Annotated in this window: 10 protein-coding genes; all 10 read right to left on the reverse strand. The window is 37.3% G+C overall.

Translation table 11 applies throughout. From position 1 onward, the window contains the following. Positions 1-94: 94 nt before the first annotated feature. Entirely contained in the window at positions 95-1,429 is a 1,335-nt protein-coding gene (locus J2S74_RS02660) for an ABC transporter substrate-binding protein (RefSeq protein WP_307321500.1), read from the reverse strand. 257 nt (positions 1,430-1,686) lie between these two features. After that, a complete protein-coding gene (locus J2S74_RS02665) occupies positions 1,687-3,453 on the reverse strand; it encodes a sensor histidine kinase (protein WP_307321503.1) in 1,767 nt (588 codons plus the stop codon). Between the two features lie 19 nt (positions 3,454-3,472). After that, a complete protein-coding gene (locus tag J2S74_RS02670) occupies positions 3,473-4,786 on the reverse strand; it encodes an ABC transporter substrate-binding protein (RefSeq protein ID WP_307321505.1) in 1,314 nt (437 codons plus the stop codon). Between the two features lie 377 nt (positions 4,787-5,163). Continuing rightward, positions 5,164-6,048: an SDR family oxidoreductase gene (locus J2S74_RS02675; protein WP_307321508.1), complete on the reverse strand. Its 885-nt coding sequence runs from the start codon at positions 6,046-6,048 to the stop codon at positions 5,164-5,166. Positions 6,049-6,166: 118 nt separating this feature from the next. Beyond that, entirely contained in the window at positions 6,167-6,988 is an 822-nt protein-coding gene (locus J2S74_RS02680) for a hypothetical protein (protein ID WP_307321510.1), read from the reverse strand. A 266-nt stretch (positions 6,989-7,254) separates the two neighbouring features. After that, positions 7,255-8,556: a Gfo/Idh/MocA family protein gene (locus J2S74_RS02685; protein ID WP_307321513.1), complete on the reverse strand. Its 1,302-nt coding sequence runs from the start codon at positions 8,554-8,556 to the stop codon at positions 7,255-7,257. 300 nt (positions 8,557-8,856) lie between these two features. After that, a complete protein-coding gene (locus J2S74_RS02690) occupies positions 8,857-11,205 on the reverse strand; it encodes a beta-galactosidase (protein ID WP_307321515.1) in 2,349 nt (782 codons plus the stop codon). 157 nt (positions 11,206-11,362) lie between these two features. Continuing rightward, the gene (locus J2S74_RS02695; RefSeq protein WP_307321518.1) at positions 11,363-13,969 is read right to left on the reverse strand and encodes a fibronectin type III domain-containing protein; all 2,607 of its coding nucleotides are present in this window, start codon (positions 13,967-13,969) and stop codon (positions 11,363-11,365) included. A gap of 1,337 nt (positions 13,970-15,306) precedes the next feature. After that, positions 15,307-17,910 carry a hypothetical protein gene (locus J2S74_RS02700; protein WP_307321521.1) on the reverse strand — a complete coding sequence of 868 codons (2,604 nt, stop codon included), beginning with the start codon at positions 17,908-17,910 and terminating at the stop codon, positions 15,307-15,309. A gap of 546 nt (positions 17,911-18,456) precedes the next feature. After that, positions 18,457-21,084, reverse strand: coding sequence for a fibronectin type III domain-containing protein (locus J2S74_RS02705; RefSeq protein WP_307321523.1), 2,628 nt, complete (start codon positions 21,082-21,084; stop codon positions 18,457-18,459). Positions 21,085-21,314: the final 230 nt, after the last annotated feature.

Raw genomic sequence — 21,314 nt, forward strand, 5'->3', positions numbered from 1 at the left:
AAGTAATTTTTTCTTTTTTGGAGCACTACTTTCACTCTCCTTCAAAATAATAGGTTGAGAGGATTGTAATATCCAATCCTCTCATAAAATATTGTTATCTATTTCTTTCCAACACTTCTACTAACTCTGTAAAATATTGTGATGCACCATCCGTTACGGAAATTTGACCGAAGGCTATTTCTTCACTTGTAGTTTTGAATAGAGCTTCCGTTTCGTTATAACCAGGTAGATTTGGTACGTATGGTGAATCTGAAGTTCTAGAAATAAAGTCAATGTAAGCAAAGATATCGGAATCTGTTTCATTTGCAATTGCGATTAGGTTTTCACGAACCTCCGAGTTCACTGGTGCACCGCGGTCATTTCCTAAAATCGCTGTTGCCTCTAAGTCATTTACAAAGAAGTCTAGGAATTTAGCAACTTCTTCGGGATGTTCTGTTTCAGAGTAACCTGCTAAAAATTGACTTGGTCGTAATGCAATTCCACTTCTACCATCCATTAATGGATGCACGTGGAAAACTAACTCATCTTGTGTTGCATTTCTATATGCCCCTAATTGGTTACTAGGAATTAACTGCATTGCTACTTCACGAGCTACAATCATGGATTGTTCCGGAGTTGTAGAAGAAGCTGCTTGAATTTCAGGTAAAACAACTGCCCCTGTATCCCTAATGTCTTGCCATAAAGTAAACCAATCGACAACGTCTTGCTCATCAATACCTAATACTCCATCTTCGTGAAGCACTTTACCTTTTTGGTCAATAAAGATTCCGAAACCATTATGGTCAAAGTATTCTGTTCCAGCAATTCCATCAAGATTTTCTGTTAATTGAACAGCAATCTCAGTGAAGTCTTCCCATGTCCAATCTTCACTTGGTAAATCTACTCCAGCTTCTTCGAATAACGTTTTATTTAATAATAATCCCCATGCGTTTGTTCCTAACGTTACTCCGTATAAACTTCCATTAAAGGATCCTGCTTCGAGCATCGTTTCATCATGCAAGCTGATGTCCAGTTCATTACCTACGAATTGATCTAAAGGTAACACCACATCTCTTGATACATAATCATTTAAGTTACCACCATATTGGATAATGTCTGGTGCATTTCCAGCAGCAAATTGGGTACTTAAACGGTCAAAATATCCGTCAAATCCTGAGTATTCCGCTGTTATTTTAATATGAGGATTTTTAGATTCATAAAGTTCAATTACTTCTAATGTACGGTCATGTCTCTCTTGTCCGCCCCACCACGCAAAACGTAATTCTATTTGATCATCACTAACATTACCGGTATCGTTTCCTTGATCCCCTGATCCTGATTCTTCGTTATTTCCTCCATCGGTTTCACTTGAAGCATCATCAGAACCTCCACATGCCACAAGTACAAAAATGAATGACAGTAGTAAAAATACGGATAAAAACTTCTTCATTTTTTAGACCCTCCTTTAGTTTTTAAAATAAAACAGTACTTTTACTAGCAAATAGGTGTGTGAAAGTACTATCTCATTTCTTAACTAAATTCTATAATGTAAGCACTTACATAAGAATAAAGGAAAGTAAGGATTATCATAAGAAAAGTAAGAATTATAGAAAAACAAAGAATTTTTTATAATTGTAGCTATTGAAATAAAAAAGTGGTGTGCCATAGAGTCTTTGTTGACCCTTTAACACACCCACTTTTCTATCTTTATATATTCTTGAGTCCATCCCTATTTTCAATAATGGGAAGTTTCATTTCAACGATCGTCCCCTTCCCTTCATCCCCCTTCAGGATGACTCCATATTCTGTACCACAATAAAGCATAATTCGTTCTTGAATATTTTTAATGCCGATACCTAATTTCCTTTCATCATTCCAATTTGCAGGTAACCCTACACCATGATCAACTACCTCAATTAATAAATTATTTTCCTCACGTCGAGCAGATATACAAATATAAATAGCTTCTCTGCAATCCCTTGGATAGCCATGCTTCAAGCTATTTTCCACAAATGGCTGTAAAATAATCTTTGGAACAAATACATCCTTAATGGTTGCTGGAACTCTTACTTCGTATTTAATTTCCGTTTTTAGCCTAGCCTCTTGGAGTTGAACATAACATTTTACATGTTCCAGTTCGTCACGAAGGGGAATAAATGATTGCCCTCCACTAAGGCCAATTCGATACATTTTACTTAATTGAATTACCATTGAGCTTATGTCCTCAGCTTGATAATCCAATGCCCTCCAATGAATCATATCAAGGGTATTATATAAAAAGTGAGGAACAATTTGATTTTGTAACGTACGAATTTCCGCTTCTCTTTTTGCTCTATTTTCTCTTTTTAAATCTTTTAATGACTTGTCTAGTTGATAAGTCATATTGTTAAAATTCGTAGCCATTGTTTTATACTCTTCTATATAATGAGGCTCTACGCGGACTTCAAAATTACCATTTTCCACTTGCTGCATTCCATAAATTAACTTATTAATGGGGTTTAATAAGCTTTTTCCTACTAAATAGGCGATAGGAATTAACAAAATTAGAAAAACAATTCCTAACAGAAAAATATACATCCCTAATTTTTTGGTTTCACTATATAAAGAATCAATAGGAACTAAATGAACTAAGCGCCAATAATCCTCATTAGGCTTAGAAATAACTAACATATAATTTTTGTTACCTTCTTCCAACATATCATAATAATTAAAGTATTGACTATACGATTCATGAAGCCTCCCATATTTTTCATCTTCTTCATATATAATGACTTTATCTAAGATTCCATGGGCTTCCTTCGTATTCGTTTGACCAATGATTCGGTAGTTGGAATCAATTAAAATGAGTGGTTCATCCATGCTACCAGCAAAGTTTACATCGTACATACTTTCAAAAAATCTATCTGCTAATACATTGACTTTAATGTAACCCACCATATCCCCTCGCTGATTCCTCAATTGATGAAAATAACTAACGAAGTTATGACTTGAAGTAGGAGATTCATGTTTCGGGATCCAACCATTTTGATTATGCTCCATTAAGTGAAACCAAGGTTCCTCGTATAATAATTTAGTAGAAAAAATTTGAGCACCAGCAACAGCAGGGGAATCATCGTACCTATCCGTAAAGAGTTCAATAGAATGAATTCCTTTTTTAAAGCTTGCTATATTATTCATTAATTCTGTTAAAGTACGCTGCTCTACGATTGACTCATAGGTAGTTAAGTCATTATTTGATAAAATTCTAATAGCATTCCTGTTAGTAACAAAGTAAATTCCGGAATCTTTTACACTAGTAATAAACGAAGAGATTCTGCTCATGCTCTCGTTTACCCCAGTTAATCTCGCCTCACTAATTTCCCGTGTAGTATAATCGAAAAAGACTTTGTACGTAATAAAACTAAAGCTAGTAAAAAATAAGACAGTAACTACAACATAACTAATAACTATAATCGTTTTTAGTTTTTTAAACATGTATGATTACCTTCCCAAACTACTTATTATATTGTGTTAGTACTTTTTCAAGTTCGTTCCAATATTCCCTAGCCCCATCTTCCACCGTTTTTTTTCCAAATGCAATTTCTTCACTTATTCTTAAAAATAATGCACTTGTTTCATTATAACCAGGTAAATTAGGTACGTACGGAGCATCTGATGTAATACTAACCCAATCTATAAATTTAAAAATTTCCCTTTCCATTTCGCTCGAGTTAGTTAACAAGAACTCCCTTATCTCCGAATTGACAGGAGTTCCCCGTTCATTTCCTAATATAGTAGCAGCTTCTTTATCATTAACTATAAAATCTAAAAATAGAGCAACCTCATTGGGATACCTTGTATATTTATTTCCTGCTAAAAATTGGCTTGGCCTCAAGGAAACTCCACTTCTGCCAATTTCATTGTTAGGATGAGGATGAAAAATTACTTCGTCTTCTGAATAATTACTATATGCTTCAACTAGATTACTAGGAATAAGCGTCATAGCAACTTTTCCCCTAACAAATAATGATTGTTCAGGGGTTAAGGTTGATGTTACTTGTAAATCAGCCGGTAACGCTCCGCCTTTCTCCCTTAAATCACTCCATAACTGAAACCAATCAACAACATCATCATAGGTAATACCAAGAATACCATTTTCATGTAAGGTTTTTCCCCGTTGATCAATGAAAATTCCGAACCCATTATGATCAAAATACTCCGTTCCATAAACTCCTTCTAAAGAATCGCTTAATTGAATGGAGATTTCAATAAAATCTTCCCATGTCCAAGTAATATGAGGTAAAGGAATTCCTGCCTCTTCAAACATTGACTTATTCAATAGTAAACCCCAAGTATTTATCCCTAAAGATACACCGTAAAACTGTCCATCGAATGTTGCTGCATCAATCATACTTTGATCATGTAAAGTGATATCTAATTCATTACCAATAAAGGTATCTAATGGTAGTACAACACCCCTGTACACATAATCATTTAAATTCCCACCAAATTGAATGATATCAGGAGTGTTACCTGCATTAAATTGTGTTGTAAGATTTTCAAAATAGCCTTCAAAATTCCCATATGATGGGTCTATTTTAATATGGGGATGTCTTTCTTCAAATAACTCAATGGCACGCAATGTACGATTATGTCGCTCTTCTCCTCCCCACCAAGTAAATCGAAGTTCAACTTTTTGTTTACTAGGACCATTTAAGATATCTGAAGGAGAATCAACTGTTTTATCATTCCTTGAAAATATATTTTCACATGCCATTAACAGTATTAAATGGAGTAACACGAATAATAATATAGGTGTTTTTTTCATTGATTTATTACTCCTTACATCCTGATAATATTGTTGCATTTACTATTCTTAATACAGATACTCAATAAATTTCTTGAATATTCGGTAAATTACACATCTAATGGAAGACAACTTAACATTTTCTTTCCAAAATAATGTTAGTGCTGCCTAAAATAGATATAAATCTCATAGATACTTTGAAGTTCTTATATGTCTTTTAGTATTAAACGTTCCTATCTTTACTATAACATAATTATATGTTAGCGCTAACATTAATTGCGGAGATTAATCGTAATTTGAAATATCCTGTCGTCAAATAGAAGCAAATAAATAGCCATTCAAATAGGATGTTAGACTTAGAGTCGGTCCTTTGAATGGCTTCTAACATTTTTTTGTTTTTAACTGCTTGTTTTCATGCCTCCATTCACGTGAATCATTTGCCCTGTAACGTAGCTTGATTCATCGCTGGCTAAGTACACATATGCAGGAGCAAGTTCGAAAGGTTGACCTGCTCGCTTCATTGGTGTTCCTGTACCAAAATTTTGAACAACCTCTGCCGAAAAACTGGAAGGAATAATCGGTGTCCAAATCGGTCCTGGTGACACTCCATTTACGCGAATTCCTTTATCCACTAAATCAAGTGCAAGGGAACGGGTAAAGGTAACATTTGCCCCTTTTGTTGTTGAATAATCAAGGTTACCACGTTGTCCCTCATAGGCGGAGGCCGATGTCGTATTGATAATAGAACTTCCTTCCTTTAAATAAGGAAGGGCTGCTTTTGTTAAGTAAAAATAAGAAAAAACATTGGATTGAAAAACTCTTATTAACTGTTCAGAAGTAATATCCGTTATTTGATCTTGCGGATAGGACTCGGCACAATTATTAACAATAATGTCGATCCTTCCAAACAACCGAACGGTTTGTTCAACCACTTGATGGCTCGTTTGTTCTTGACCTAAATCCCCAGCGATAGCTAGGCACTGCTGACCTAACTGCTCTACACGCTGTTTTGTTTCTTGGGCATCTGCATGTTCGTTTAAATACACAATCACAATAGTTGCCCCTTCCTTAGCAAAGGCATAGGCAACGGCCCTCCCAATTCCACTATCTCCCCCGGAAATAATGGCCACTTTCCCCTGGAGCTTTCCTGTTGCTTTATAATCAGGGCTTTCAGAAATTGGCCTCGGCCTCATCATCCATTCAAGTCCAGGATGAAACGGCTGATGTTGCGGAGGGAATTGGACAGGGAGATTTACTGCTCTGTATTCGTAACGGTATTCCACTTACTGCTCACCTCTCAAAAATCACATTAATATCTAATTTATGCCTAAAGCATGTGGTCGGTTCGTTGCATTATATAGAGACTGCTGGGACTGGCTTTGTACAAAACGTAAAGCCAGTCTATTCGTACACCCAACGTCGATATATATTGGCAAATGAAAGTGTTGTAATGTGGATAATTAATAAAGGGAAATATGTCCTCACTTTAAGATAGTTAAGCCTCATTAAAATAGTATCTGTTAAGGTAATTAATCCTAGGCGAACAAAATATGACTTCCATCCTACTTTTCTAAACAGAGTGAAAATAAATGATAATGAATAAAAGTAGGTTGGGGAAAAATAAAAATGCTCTTTCCAGGAATAATATTCCCCTACGCCTAGTCTTGCTTTTTTGGAAAGTGCTAAGGGGAACCAAATGGTTTTCCATGTCACCTCAATCATATGAAAAAGGGAGAAGAATAGGATGATGGGATGTCTCTCTTTTAATTTCTCATTCCATTTATCACTTAACCAGAAGTAAAAGTTAATTAGCACAAACGTATATTGCACTTTCCACCAATGATTTTTATGAATTTTCCATTTGAGAAAAAGCTTTTCAATGAAGCAAAAATAAACAGAAAAGAAAAGCTTTACCTTCCACCCCAATTGAAAGGCCGTAATAAATACAGCAGTTATAGGAACGTAGAAAGACTGAGAGAAAATTGCACCTATAATATGATCGAGATAAGGTTCCTTCATTAGTTTTGGTTTATACCTATATGCTTTTAAATTACCTACAGCAATATAATCAAAAACATAGGCTAATCCAATATTGGATAATAATAAGACAAACAACTTTTTCCTATTCCTTTGTTTATAAAATGTATACAACAACATTACAAAATGAATAATGCCAAGGATTAAAAATGGATTAACTTTAAACCAATGTCTTGTTTTCTTCATAACTCATGGACTCTCCCCTAAAATACTTCAATTCGGGCAGTTCGAAATTTATATTAGTTTCTACAAACTACGAAAACCTATTCAAGTACGAACGAAGAAAGGACTTAAAGAGAAAAAGGGCTGTTCCAAAATACCGCTATTCAGCGATTATTCGAAACACCCCCATTTCTATTTTTAAGCAGTAATTGTATTAGAAAAAATCTCCATAGTCATTTTTATGTCTTTTGATAGCTATGTACTAAATCTAATCATGATTTTCATAACATTTAATCCACAACCACTGTTTTTCCCAATAATTCTTCTATTCTAACAGGTTGGTTTTCCTTACTGGAGCGCCATACTCCTTCTCCAAGGGCGATGGAGTAGGCACCTGCCTCCGCTCCTGCAAGAATCTCATAAGGACGAGTTGGATCCATTCCTAGAAATAAATCCTCTTGCAGTATTGGGTCTCCTCCTCCGTGAGTCCCCTCCCTCTTGACCACGTGGATTACTTCCTTTGATCCAAACATCGGATAATAATCAATTGTCTGCTCCGGTATTGGAAAAGGAACACGACTTGGTTCATCAAACTCTTGGGTTTCTATTCTTCCCTTTGTTCCGTTAATGGCCAGACGATAGCCTTCAAAAGGGACAGAGAAATTAACAGAATAGCTTAAAAAAGCACCTTTATTGTACTTCACTGTCGCCACATAGGTATCCTCAATATCAATTTCGTGATCAAAAATACAAGCATCTGGTCGGTAATTTGTATAGTTTTTACTAGACTTTTCGATACCTTCGTCTTTGATATGATCATCTTTCACACCTGAAGAAGAATTACTTCTATTATGCCAACGCATATAATAGGCACAGTCTAATTGTTCCTCACAAGTGCCACAGTATCGGTTGTTCGTTGGGCTCGGGTTTAGTTCCCCGTCTTTCCCGTAATAATTCAAAGCACCGTAGGCAAAGACCTCCTCTGGTTTTTGGTCAATCCACCAGTTAACTAAATCAAAGTGATGGCTAGATTTATGTATGGAAAGTCCTCCAGAATGTTCCCGTTTCCGATTCCACCGTTTAAAATAACTTGCTCCATGATAGGTATCAATGTACCAGTTTAAATCGACAGAAGTTACTCGACCAATTTTCCCTTCCAATATAAGCTCTTTTATTTTTCGGTGGTAGGGATTATAACGGTAATTGAAAGTAACGATTACCTTCCCTTTACTTGCTGCTTCTGCCGCCATAACTTTACGTGTATCATCGGCAGTTGTTACCATCGGTTTTTCTGTCACTACGGTTAGATCATTTTGTAAGCCCTTTAAAATGTAGGTAATATGTGTGTCATCCCTCCCAGCCACAATAACCCTGGTTGGGTTTGTTTCCTCTATCATTTGTTGGAACTGACTTTCGTTATAGCTCGGTACTGGAGTTAATTCTGGAAATCGTTCATGGCAAATATCAATTCGCCTAGGGTCATTATCTAGTAATCCCACAACCTCATTTGTTTCGGAAAATTTTTGTATTATTGGCTGAATGAACATACCTAACGCTCTGTTACTTAATCCGCAAATGACGATTCGATTCATTTTTTTTTGCACTACCTCTCTTTTTAACTTTTAGCCCTGTTAAACTTTGATGTTGATTTTCGCTTCAGAACGCTCGCTTTCCGCAGGCAACGCTATTTAAAAATCAACAACTACCTTTAACATTGCCTAACTTTTAGAAATAAAGTACCAATTCCACAAACAAACGGGTATTGTAAAAGTTTGTTTAGGTTTATTATTGTTTGATTCCATCCGATTGTATCATTGATTTAGTTATCTGACAATAATTAGTCCCATACAATCTAAATGAAAGCAAAGACATACTACTTCCCTATCATTCTATTAATCTGAGAACAAAAGACTACATTCTCGAACCGATTTAACCTTTATAGATTTTATATCTGCGATCTCTTTACCTGCGACTTCACTCCTCGCTGCCCTGGGAGAATCACTTTTAACGTAACTTCCCTCTTTCAGGGGAGAAATATATAAATACATGCCCTTTTCTATTAATTTGGCCTGGTGTGCCATTAAACCGATCTCCCAACTCCTACCATTGCTAAAGTTATCATGGATTAACTCACCATCAATAAAGGCATAACCAATATCGCCATCGTAATCAACTTCTAATAGAAGTTCCTTCACTCCACGGAACACCTCTGCTGACATCTGGATTTCTGCTTTTGCATCACTTACCTTACGAACAGCTAAATCTTCCTTGTTGTGGACATTTACATTTAACTCATATTGTTGGAAATGCCCTTCACTCTTCCTTTTCTTTACCGCACACCCTTGTAATACGACCTCCCCATCCTTCCATTTAGGAAAGACGTTTAATGTCACCCTCGATTGATCCACAGTCTCCAACCTAACCCGTTTATCATCTACGAGTAAAGCAGCATCCGTAATCATTACTCTATCCTTTCCCTTGATGGTAAACTTCCAAAAGTTCATGGATTCTTGAGAAGACAGTGTACAAATATGAATTACCTTCCCATCCTTAAGCTTTATATCTATCATATTGCAATCCTTTTCGTTCAGCGAAACGAGAAGTTGATCTCCTTCCGTTTCTGTCATTCCAGCTTCCACTTGAACCGCTTCTATTCCCCTATTACTAAAGGAATAGTGAGGATACATTCCTTCTGGAGCAAAGAAGTAATAGTAGGGTTCCCCATTGTACTCTAAGCTTGTCATGAACTGCGTTGTTGCATACGTTAACGTACAATCCCCTAGATCAAGGTTAAATGGTAAAATGCAAGATTCATTTTTTCCTAAAGACAGACCACCCCTATTCGGTACTCGTATTTGTTCGTTCTCTAGCTCTACTGTTATGGAAAAATTCTCTTGGTCCTTCGTTTCCATATGGTCTTGATAATTGTTAATAAAAATAAACCCACTTTCCCCATCTGTTCGAAGGGCATATCGTAATGTATTTATATCCGTCGGTTCGATAGTGTCAGCGTTTACTGGTAAAACTGTTTTCATTTTATTAAACGTCTTTTCCTGCTCTTTATAAAAATAATGCTGGCGTTTTAAGCGTTTATAGGAATCTCTTATTTGACCAAATTCTCCAATGGGTGCTTGATAATCGTAGGAAATTTTTGGTGTGGCAGTTTCATTAAGAAAGGGAGTTTTTTTCCCCATAGGATTCGAACCGCCGTGAAACACATAATATCCAACAAAATTACAGCCCCCTGCTACTTTTATACTGGCCATTGCATCCACACTTTCAAAAGGAAGGGCAAACCGATATTTGTAAAAAACGGTCATACCACCACCCATTTCACAACAAGCAAATGGCAAACTTTCTGCTTCATAATTCGGCGTGAACCCATAATCAACTTTCTTGTTATTATGAAAATCTCTGAAAATATACTCCGGAGTTGGTGGATGCTCCTCTACATCTCCATAAAAAATCCACGGCCAAAACGCATAGCCTCCCCATAAAGGAAGAACCTCCTCTTCTGGTGCAGAGGCACCTCCCCAACCTGTACATGTATATAGAGGTGTTTGAATTCCTACATCGCTCGCTATTCCCTTGAGTTTTCTTATATGCTCATCGCCATCTCTTCCTGCTTGCAGCCATTCATTCCCCGTACCTGTTGTCATTTCCCAAGGAGCGCCCGCATGTTCATATTCATTTTCTAGCTGAGTGCCAATAATTGGTCCGCCATCTTGAAATAACAGCCCTTTTACTTGCTTACCGATTTCACTAAATAGATTTTTAACGTAATTTAAGTAGGCTTCATCATTAGATCGTAAATCAAACGGCCGTCCAAACAGCCAATCAGGTAAGCCTCCATTTCTTGCCTCCCCGTGGGCAAAAGGACCAATTCGAATAATGACATACATGCCATGCTGCCCACAAAGCTCAATAAAATGCCTTAAATCTTTATTTCCACCCCAGTCAAAAACACCTTGCTCTTCTTCATGATGATTCCAAAAAATATAGGTGGAGATAATATTAATACCAGCCATCTTCATTTTGATGATTTCATCGTCCCACCGGTTACTGTTATACCGACTAAAATGAAATTCGCCGCTTATCCCAAAAAAAGGTTCTCCATCCATTTCTAAATAATAATTCGTTAAGCTTATACGCTTACCACTGGGACTTACTTCATCAACCTTCAGTTGCGCTGGATAAATTTCTTTTTTCTCATTTTTTACTTCAATGCTATAATTCCTCATTAGAACCCTTCCTTTATGTACTAAGTTTAGTGGAGAATTCTTTCCATACCAAAAATGCTCAAGGAATACGTAGGAGAAGCCGGTTTCTCTTTTGAGGTAACCAGCTTCTCCTTCAACCATTATCTTTTACATACTTCGTTGTGAATCTACTAGAATTCTACTGACCACAATAGTCCATTGTACTATTCACTAAATTAATATTTTCAAACTGATTGTTGCTTCCACATGGTCTCTCAAGAATATAAGAATCAATCACTGTCAGATTCTTCATGAGAATATCTCTTGTTTCAGGCATATCTGCACGCTGTGCAAGTCGGATTCCTGTAGGCCCTTCAACGATACCGCCATTAAATGTAATGTTGAAGCTGTTCTCGATGAGCATCGCGTTGTTTCCTGTATTTTTAATATCAACGCGATCGATAACGGCACCACCACTTCGTGATACACTGAAGATTCCTCGACCCCCTCCACGGGCAATAACTTCTCCTACAAAGATATTTTTAGAATATTCATCATCAATGTTCCCGTTTCGATTCGCCATACGGAAGGCAGCATAACCTGTACCAGTTCCTGCTCCAAATCCATAAACTCTATCTACTTCTGCGTTGATCGTATCGTTTAGCAATATACCAGCATATCCAGTATCTACCGCTGTCACTTTTCCAATGCTAATACCATCAACTCCATACGTTTCCACACCGTGAGCACTAGTACCAGAAACGTAAACATTATCAATGCGAACATCTCGAACACCGTAAACGGTATCATCATCACGGCTATCGATACGCATTCCAAGACCACCATCTAAGCGAAGGTCAATCTCTCCAAAGTGAATATTTTCTGAAGTGCGAACGAATATTCCGAAGTTTGGTGTACCTGTTACATTTAATTTCGGAATAGATACATTCTCCGCATGCATAATTCGTACCGCAGCGTTATGAACACCATAACTAAAATCATCTCCAGTTTCTTCTACATGGATCGTTCCGTCGATCTCAAATGAAGTATGGCTTGGTATATCCAGGGACTTATCCGCTGGAATTGTTCCAGATCCACGAACAATAACCTTCTCTTGGGTTGTACGACCAGGAGTTAAACTGTCTACGGCTGCTTCCATCGCTTCAAGCATGTCGTCACCAGAATACACGACTCCATCGTTAACTGCTCTCCACCCATTACCAGTTTGGATTACTTGTGCATCAAATGGTCCAACACCATACGTTTTTTCCGTTGATTCTTCTCTTTCTTGTGCTCCTATCATCTTAGATGCTTCCGACATTCCACCTGCATTAACTGCCCTTACAGCATAATAGTATGGATTAGAAGAGTAAATATTTTCATCCGTGAAAGTTAGTTCATCCGTTACTCCAATCTTCTCAAATGATTCTTCCACATTCGGGATTTGATCTTCATGGAAGCGAGTTCGATATACGTAGTAAAGGTCTGCATCGTTCACTTTATTCCATGAGAACGTTACTTCCTCTTCTACTACTACATTATCAAGTTTTACTCCAACCGGATTACGTGGAGCGTTAACATTTTCATCGATCATGGAAACCGTTACTTCATTACTTCTTACTGACTCAATATCAAAACTAGGTACTGGAGACACCGCATAAGTATACGTATAGCCTATTTCCGGTACTTCATCTGTAAAGCTTGTTTCAGAAGTATTACCAATATGAGTAAAGCGGTCCTCTCCTTCTGCTATTCGGTACACATTATAGGAAGTAGCAGCATCCATGTTATCCCAGTTTAAGCTAACGGAAGAATCTAGTCCTAGAGCTACTTCTGAAACTTCTAAGCTAGTTATCTTTAAAACTGGTACTATTTCTACTGCATTAATACGTGAATCATCGAAGAAATCAATAACTAATTGTCCATCTGTCACATCTACTATATCCTCATATGTTCTATATTGTCGTGGACTTGTAACATCTCCACCTTTTGTCTCTCCACCTTGGATGGAATAGCTTGTGATGTTTTCATCCCGCTCCGCACCAGAAGTAATTACTACTCGATAATGTCCATTTGGTACATCTGCCTTGAAAGTATTATCACCGGCGATTACGAAGTCTCTCGTTAAGTTATTCGCTTGATCGCGAGAACCCGCTACACTATCAAGCCCAAATCCTTTTTCACTATCATAGACAGTGAATTCGGATACTTTTGTATATCCTTCCGCTACAGGACTATCCTCTGTTCCTAAGTCAAATTTATGAAGCGCTTCATCAGATCCGCTTTCATAAATTTCTATCCCATTCACTCGTGCCCAGGCACCCTCAAAGTAAATAGATAGTTGCCCATCTGTCACCGTTACTGACTCCTCGTAAGCATTAAAATTCCCTGCTTGTGTTGGATATCCGCCTCGTTCCTCCTCTTCACCTTGGAGGAAATAAGTTGTCGTATCAAAATCCCAATTAGATCCGGTAATGATGACAATGTCATATTCCCCATTCGGTAGATCAGCCGTAAAAGTGTGTTGGAATGCTAATACGAAATCTCTACGTAAATCATCAATTTGGTCATCAGATTTCCCTTCATTAACTTCAGCAAACCCAAATCCTCTTTCACTTGTGTATTCCGTTAAATCGGATACTTTCGTCCATCCTCCTTGTACAGAACTTGACTCTGTTCCGAAGTCAAATCTCAAATGTGGACGTTCATCTTCCGTTGAAGCCGTATTTGCTGATATCCCACTAGTTGAAAACAATGAAAATACCATTACTAACACCATAAAAATTGAAAGCTTTTTTCGTACCATCGAAACCCTCCTAATAGTAGTTGACTTTCTTCACAAGAAACTAGAAAGCGTTAACATAATTGTTTGTTCAAACTTTTTCTTTTTTATTCATTTGTACAACAATAAGACAACGCTTTCAAATTGCTAGATAAACTAATAAATAATTTACCGCCTCCAAACAAAAATTTTTTATACATAAAACAATAAATAGAAAAAGTAAGGAGATTAAAACTCTATTTACTGTTTGTATAACCATAGAGTAACGAAAATGTAGGAAGTGAAAGGTCATTTTCACCTACAAGCAAGTTATTTGATGGAAAAATAGTTGTATGATTTTTCTTGGTGTAATAGAGCTACCTATAAAGTTTTAGGAGAAATAGTTGTTTTTATATGAGGCTTTCCATATTTTCTAACGTAGAGATAGTTTTTTGCATAAGTACATTATAGGTAGACAACTCAATTTTTCATATAGAAAAAATGTTAAATATCCTTTTAAAAATAACAATCTTTCGAAAATTACATAAACTGTATTTTCCAAGAATAGACTCCTTTCCCTTCATTTCGTAATAGTGTGTGAGAAAACACCTTTTCTCGACAATGACGCTTGAAGCAAGACAACTTTCAAATTTTATACTTTCTTAGCTTTTAAAATAATCTCACCATAATAATAGGTGGGGACTATTTTCAGCTTACATTCCGCACCGTTCGAACGATCAAGTGTCAATACTCCACTTAGCCTTTGACACTTCTGCTCGCTTCGATCAACGAAGTGTCAATACTCCGCTTATCCTTTGACACTTCGATTCAATTCAATCAACGAAGTGTCAATACTCTACTTATCCTTTGACACTTCAATTCGATTCAATCAACGAAGTGTCAATACTTCACTTATCCTTTGACACTTCGATTCGATTCAATCAACGAAGTGTCAATACTCCGCTTATCCTTTGACACTTCAATTCGATTCAATCAACGAAGTGTCAATACTCCGCTTATCCTTTGACACTTCAATACGCTTCGATCGACCAAGTGTCAATACTCTACTTATCCTTTGACACTTCAATTCGATTCAATCAACCAAGTGTCAATACTTCACTTGTCCTTTGACACTTCAATTCGATTCAATCGACCAAGTGTCAAGCTTCGCTTCGTAGCGTATCCGTCCAGACAACTCGCAGTCTACTCAGTGAAGTTTTGCTCGTCGCTGAAGCTAGGCGATTATCCAGTCACAGTTATCCACTTTCAAAAAAATATAGTTTCTTAAACAAATAAAAAAGAGAAGCTAGTTTCCCTTTAAAAAAACGAGCTTCTCCTTCAATTCTTATCTTTATATGTTACGTTGTAACTCTACTAGAATTTTACTGACCGCACACGTTCATCGTACTATTTACTAAATTAATATTTTCGAACACATTGTTTGGTCCACAAGGTTGTTCAAGGATGGAAGAATTAATTAACGTTAGATTCTTCATAAGAATATCTCTTGTTAAAGGCATATCTGCTCGTGCTGCAAGACGGATACCGCTTGGTCCCACAACTACACCGCCATTAATCGTAATGTTAAAGCTGTTCTCAATGAGCATAGCGTTGTTTCCTGTATTAGCAATGTCAACACGATCAATCACTGCTCCACCACTTCGAGAAACACTGAAGATTCCTCTTCCACCTTTACGGGCAATAACTTCCCCTACAAAGATATTTTTAGAATATTCATCATCAATGTTCCCGTTTCGATTGGCCATACGGAAGGCAGCATAACCTGTGCCAGTTCCTGCTCCAAATCCGTAAACTCTATCTACTTCTGCGTTGATCGTATCGTTTAGCAAGATTCCAGAGTATCCAGTATCTACCGCTGTAACTTTACCTATCGTAATACCGTCTACTCCATACGTTTCCACACCATGGTCACTCGTTCCAGAAACGTACACATTATCAATTCGTACATTTCGGACACCGTAAACGCTGTCATCATCACGGCTATCGATACGAATTCCAAGACCACCATCTAAACGAAGGTCAATCTCCCCTAAATGAATATCTTCTGATGTGCGTACGAAAATACCAAAGTTCGGAGTACCAGTTACATTTAATTTTGGAATCGATACATTTTCTGCATGCATAATACGTACTGCAGCGTTATGATTTCCATAACTGAAAGACTCACCTGTTCCTTCTACATGGATCGTTCCATCGATCTCAAAAGAAGTATGACTCGGTATATCAAGAGACTTATCGCCAGGTATTGTTCCAGAGCCACGAACAATTACTTTCTCTTGTGTAGTACGCCCAGGAGTCAGGCTGTCCACAGCTGCTTGCATCGCTTCAAGCATATCGTCGCCTGAATACACGACTCCATCGTTAATCGCTCTCCACCCATTTCCTGTTTGAATTACTTGTGCATCAAATGGACCAACGCCATACGTTTTTTCCTTCGATTCCTCTCTTTCTTGCGCTCCGATCATCTTAGATGCTTTTGACATTCCACCTGCATTTACTGCCCTTACAGCATAATAGTAAGGGTTAGAGGAATAAATATTTTCATCTGTAAAAGTTAGTTCATTTGTTACCCCAATTTTCTCGAATGATTCTTCCACATTAGGAAGCTGATCTTCATGGAAGCGAGTTCGATATACATAGTAAAGATCCGCATTATTCACTTTGTTCCATGAAATTGTTACTTCCTCTTCTACCACTACATTATCAAGCTTTACTCCAACTGGATTACGCGGAGCTTTAACAGTCTCATCAATCATTGATACCGTTACTTCATTACTTCTCACTGATTCAATAGTAAAACTAGGTACTGGAGTTACGGCATATGTGTAAGTGTAGCCTAGTTCCGTTGTTTCATCTGTATAGCTTGATTCAGAAGTATTACCGACACGAGTAAATCGGTCCTCTCCTTCTGCTATACGGTACACATTATAAGAATTAGCAGCATCCATGCTATCCCAGCTTAAGCTTACAGAAGAATCTAATCCTAGTGTTACTTCTGAAATTTCTAAGCTAGTTATCATTATTACAGGAACAATTTCTACTGCATTAATACGGGAATCATCAAAGAATTCAATAACTAATTGTCCATCTGTTACTTCTACTATGTCCTGATATGTTCTATATTGTCTTGGAGCTGTAACAACTCCACCTTTTATCTCTCCACCTAGGATGGAATAGCTTGTAACATTTTCATCTCGCTCCGCACCAGTAGTTATTGCAACTCGATAATGCCCATTCGGAACATCAGCCTTGAAGCTATTTCCACCTGCGATGACAAAATCTCTTGTTAAGTTATGCGCTTGGTCTCGTGAACCCGCTGTTCTATCAAATCCATATCCTCTTTCACTATCATATACCATTGTATGGGAAACTTTCGTATATCCTTCCGCTACAGGGCTAGTTGGTGTTCCAAAGTCAAATTTATGAAGTGCTTCGTCAGAACCTGCTTCATAAATTTCTATCCCATTTACTCGCCCCCATGCACCCCAAAATTCAATAAATAATTGTCCCTCCGTCACAGTAACTGTTTCCTCATAAGTCCTGAAACTTCCTCCCTGTGTAGGAAAACCACCTTTGTCCTCTCCACCATTAATTCTATAGAATGTGGTATCAAAATCATTATTAGACCCTGAACGGATGACAACATCATATTCCCCATTCGCTAGATCTACATAGAACGTATGTCCACTTGTTAATACAAAATCTCTACGTAAATCATCAATTTGGTCCTCAGAGTACCCTTCTCTTACTTCCGCAAACCCAAATCCTCTTTCACTTGTGTATCCAGTTAAATCAGATACCTTCGTCCAGCCACTTTGTACAACACTTGACTCTGTACCGAAATCAAATCGTAAATGGGGACGATCTTGTTCTGCCGAAACTGTATTAACTGATAACCCGCTAGTTGAAAACAATGAGAATATCATTACTAACACCATAAAAATTGATAGTTTTTTTCGCACCATAGAAAACCTCCTAATAGTAGTTTGACTTTTCTGCACAGGAAACTAGAAAGCGTTAACATAATTTTTGGAAATCTTTTGCTACTTATGTAACCATTCCCCCCCTACTTCGGTAGCGCTTTCAAATGTTCTCTTAAATAAATTAATATACCGCCTCCTAACCTAAAAATTATTTATACAAAAACAATAAATAGAAAAGTAAGGAGAATATAGCTCTACTTATTGTTTGTATACAAAAAAACAAGAGAATTACATAAAGCTAAAATGTATCAGTGGAGTAAGTTATAGAAGAAATTTTATAAATAAATTATAGTTAGGCAACTTCATTTTAGGTATATAAAAAATGTTAAATAACCTTCCAAAAATAACACTCTTTTCTGAAAATTCTATAAATAGCACTTTTCAACATAAAATTCTATCTACAAATACGTTATACAATACAAAAGAGAAGAGGGTAACTCAAAAGGTGTTGTTTTCAACCTTTTGAGTCACCCTCGAAGTATTTGTGACGAGCGAAGCAAATACAACTATGTTAATCTACTAAACTTCTTAAGGCCTGCAGACATTCATCGTACTATTATTCTCTAACGTAATATTCTCGAACACAACATTATCCCCACAAGGTGATTCGACAATTTCTGAATTTCTCAAAGTTAAATTCTTCATGAGAATGTCTCTAGTGTTAGGCATATCATTACGGGCTGCAATACGAATTCCACTTGGCCCCTCCACTACACCACCATTAATGGAAATGTTGTAGCTGTTCTCGATGAGCATAGCGTTGCCACCAGTTCTCGCAAGGTCCACGCGCTCAATAACGGCACCACCACTTCGAGATACACTGAAGATTCCTCGACCGCCTCCACGGGCAATTACTTCCCCTACAAAAATATTGTGAGAATAGTCATCATCGATATGACCATTTCTATTTGCCATACGGAAGGTTGCATAACCGGTACCAGTTCCAGCTCCATATCCATAAACGATGTCAACGCTCGCATTAATCGTATCATTCAACAGTACACCTGAATATCCAGTATTTACAGCGGTAACCGTACCAATACTAATACCGTCTACGCCATACGTTTCCACACCATGTGCACTCGTTCCAGATACATATACATCATCGATTCGAACATTACGAACACCGTAAACATTGTCATTATCACGGCTGTCAATACGAATTCCTAGCCCTGCGTCTAATCGAAGATCAATCTGACCTAAATGGATATTTTCCGAAGTACGTACGAAAACACCAAAGTTCGGGCTCCCTGTTACATTTAATTTTGGAATAGATACATTCTTTGCATGCCTTATACGTACCGCAGCATTATGATTACCATAACTGAAAGATTCATCATTTCCTTCTACATGAATCGTTCCATCTACTTCGAACGAAGTATGGCTCGGTAGATCAAGTGATCTATTGGCTGGAATAGTACCAGAACCACGAACAATTACTTTCTCTTGTGTCGTACGTCCAGGCGTTAAGCTGTCCACCGCTGCTTGCATGGCATCAAGCATATTGTCACCAACATACACAACCCCACGGTTAATCACTCTCCACTTATCACCAGTTTGGAGGACTTGTGCATGAAATGGACCTTTACCATAAAATTTCTCTGACTTCTCCCTTTCTTGCACTACTAAAACTTCTGATGCTTCCGAAATTCCACCTTCATTCACCGCTCTTACAATATAATAGTAAGGATTAGTAGAGAAAATATCTTCATCTGTAAACGTTGTTTCTCTTGTTACGCCTACCCTTTCGAAAACTTCCCCATTTGAAAAGTGTTCTGGGTTATAGCGAGTTCGATAGACATAGTAAAGTAAGGCATCATCGCTTTCATTCCATGAAAATGTTACTTGCTCTTCTACTAATAACTCTTCAATTGTTAACTCACTTGGGCTAACCGGAGCAGGAACGGTATCATCACTCACAGATACCACTACTTCATTGCTAAAAGCTGATTCGATACCAAGGTCAGTTAGAAATGTTACTACATATGTGTACGTAGTACCTAATTCCACTGTATCATCGATAAAGCTAGTTTCAGAAGTATTACCTAGAAGAGTAAAACTACCCTGTCCTTCCTCTTTTCGGTGCACATTATAGCTTACAGCAGACTTTTCAGGATCCCAACTCAATCCAACATATGTCTCCGGGGAAAAAGATAATTTTGACACTTCTAAACTATCTATCTGTGCTACAGGCATAATTTGTAATCCGTTAATTCGTCCATTGTCACCCATTCGAATGTTTAACTGTCCATCGGAAACCGTCGTAGTATGAGTGATAGTAGCAAATTGACCAGAGTTAGAAGTAAAGCTTCCAAGATGCTCTCCTTCTACAATAAAACTAGAGCGGTTAAAGGCAATATTGTCCCCAGCAAAAATTCGTATAAAGTAATCACCATTAGGAAGGTCTACCATAAACTCAAAATTACCATCTATAAGGAAGTCTCTTCTTAAATCATCCGGAGCTCCACGGTCCCTTTCCGCTACTGTTTTATTAATCCCATAGCCTCTCTCTGAATTATAGATCATATTATTTGTAACTTGTAAATAGCCTTCTGCTACAGGACCATTACCAAAGTCAAACAATAGAAAAGGAGGTGCATCTGGTTCTGTTGGTTCCGTTCCACCGTCAGTCACTTGAACAATTTCAATTCCATTGATCCTTCTATCATTTGTAACAACGATATTTAGTTGCTCATCTTCCACTGTAACTATTTCTTTGTATTCAATGAAATCTCCTGATCCTACATGGAAATTTCCTTTATCTTCACCTTCAATAATAAAGCCAGTACGATTTTGTGCTATATCGTCGCCTGAAATAATCAATAATTCATAATTACCATTTGGAAGGTCTACTTTAAATTCGTAGTTGCTACCTGAAATCGTAAAATCTCTTCTTACATCGTCTGGGCCTGTGCGATTACGAGAATCCACTTCTCTATCAAGCCCATAACCCCTATCTTCGTTATAAACCATCGTATTCGTTACTTGTAAATATCCATCCGCAACTGGACTCGATGCACTACCAAAATCAAATTTCAAATGGAGTGATTCATCCTTGTCCTCTGTTGAATTAGTAATCGCTAAAGCACCACTAGTAGAAAACAATGAAAATATCATTACAAAGACCATAAATATGGATAACTTCTTCCGCACCATAAAACTCCTCCTATGCTTTTTATTCATACCCTTTACCACGACAACGCTTACATAATTGCTTCATATTATTCAACTACCGCCTCCAAACAAAATAGTTATTATACAAAAAACAATAAATAGAAACGAAAATAAGCTAAAACTCTATTTACTGTTTGTATACAAATGAAAAGAACAGGATAAGTAAGTTAAAATTTTTATATAGGAAGTAAAAAGTCATATTATATTTGAGA

Origin of the sequence: Evansella vedderi, from assembly GCF_030813435.1 — a bacterium.
GTDB classification, from domain to species: domain Bacteria; phylum Bacillota; class Bacilli; order Bacillales; family Salisediminibacteriaceae; genus Evansella; species Evansella vedderi.

What these genes read in the sequence shown, in the direction of transcription:
- J2S74_RS02660 (WP_307321500.1), bottom strand. Translation starts at nt 1,429, where the DNA reads ATGAAGAAGTTTTTATCCGTATTTTTACTACTGTCATTCATTTTTGTA.
- J2S74_RS02665 (WP_307321503.1), bottom strand. Translation starts at nt 3,453, where the DNA reads ATGTTTAAAAAACTAAAAACGATTATAGTTATTAGTTATGTTGTAGTT.
- J2S74_RS02670 (WP_307321505.1), bottom strand. Translation starts at nt 4,786, where the DNA reads ATGAAAAAAACACCTATATTATTATTCGTGTTACTCCATTTAATACTG.
- J2S74_RS02680 (WP_307321510.1), bottom strand. Translation starts at nt 6,988, where the DNA reads ATGAAGAAAACAAGACATTGGTTTAAAGTTAATCCATTTTTAATCCTT.
- J2S74_RS02685 (WP_307321513.1), bottom strand. Translation starts at nt 8,556, where the DNA reads ATGAATCGAATCGTCATTTGCGGATTAAGTAACAGAGCGTTAGGTATG.
- J2S74_RS02690 (WP_307321515.1), bottom strand. Translation starts at nt 11,205, where the DNA reads ATGAGGAATTATAGCATTGAAGTAAAAAATGAGAAAAAAGAAATTTAT.
- J2S74_RS02695 (WP_307321518.1), bottom strand. Translation starts at nt 13,969, where the DNA reads ATGGTACGAAAAAAGCTTTCAATTTTTATGGTGTTAGTAATGGTATTT.
- J2S74_RS02700 (WP_307321521.1), bottom strand. Translation starts at nt 17,910, where the DNA reads ATGGTGCGAAAAAAACTATCAATTTTTATGGTGTTAGTAATGATATTC.
- J2S74_RS02705 (WP_307321523.1), bottom strand. Translation starts at nt 21,084, where the DNA reads ATGGTGCGGAAGAAGTTATCCATATTTATGGTCTTTGTAATGATATTT.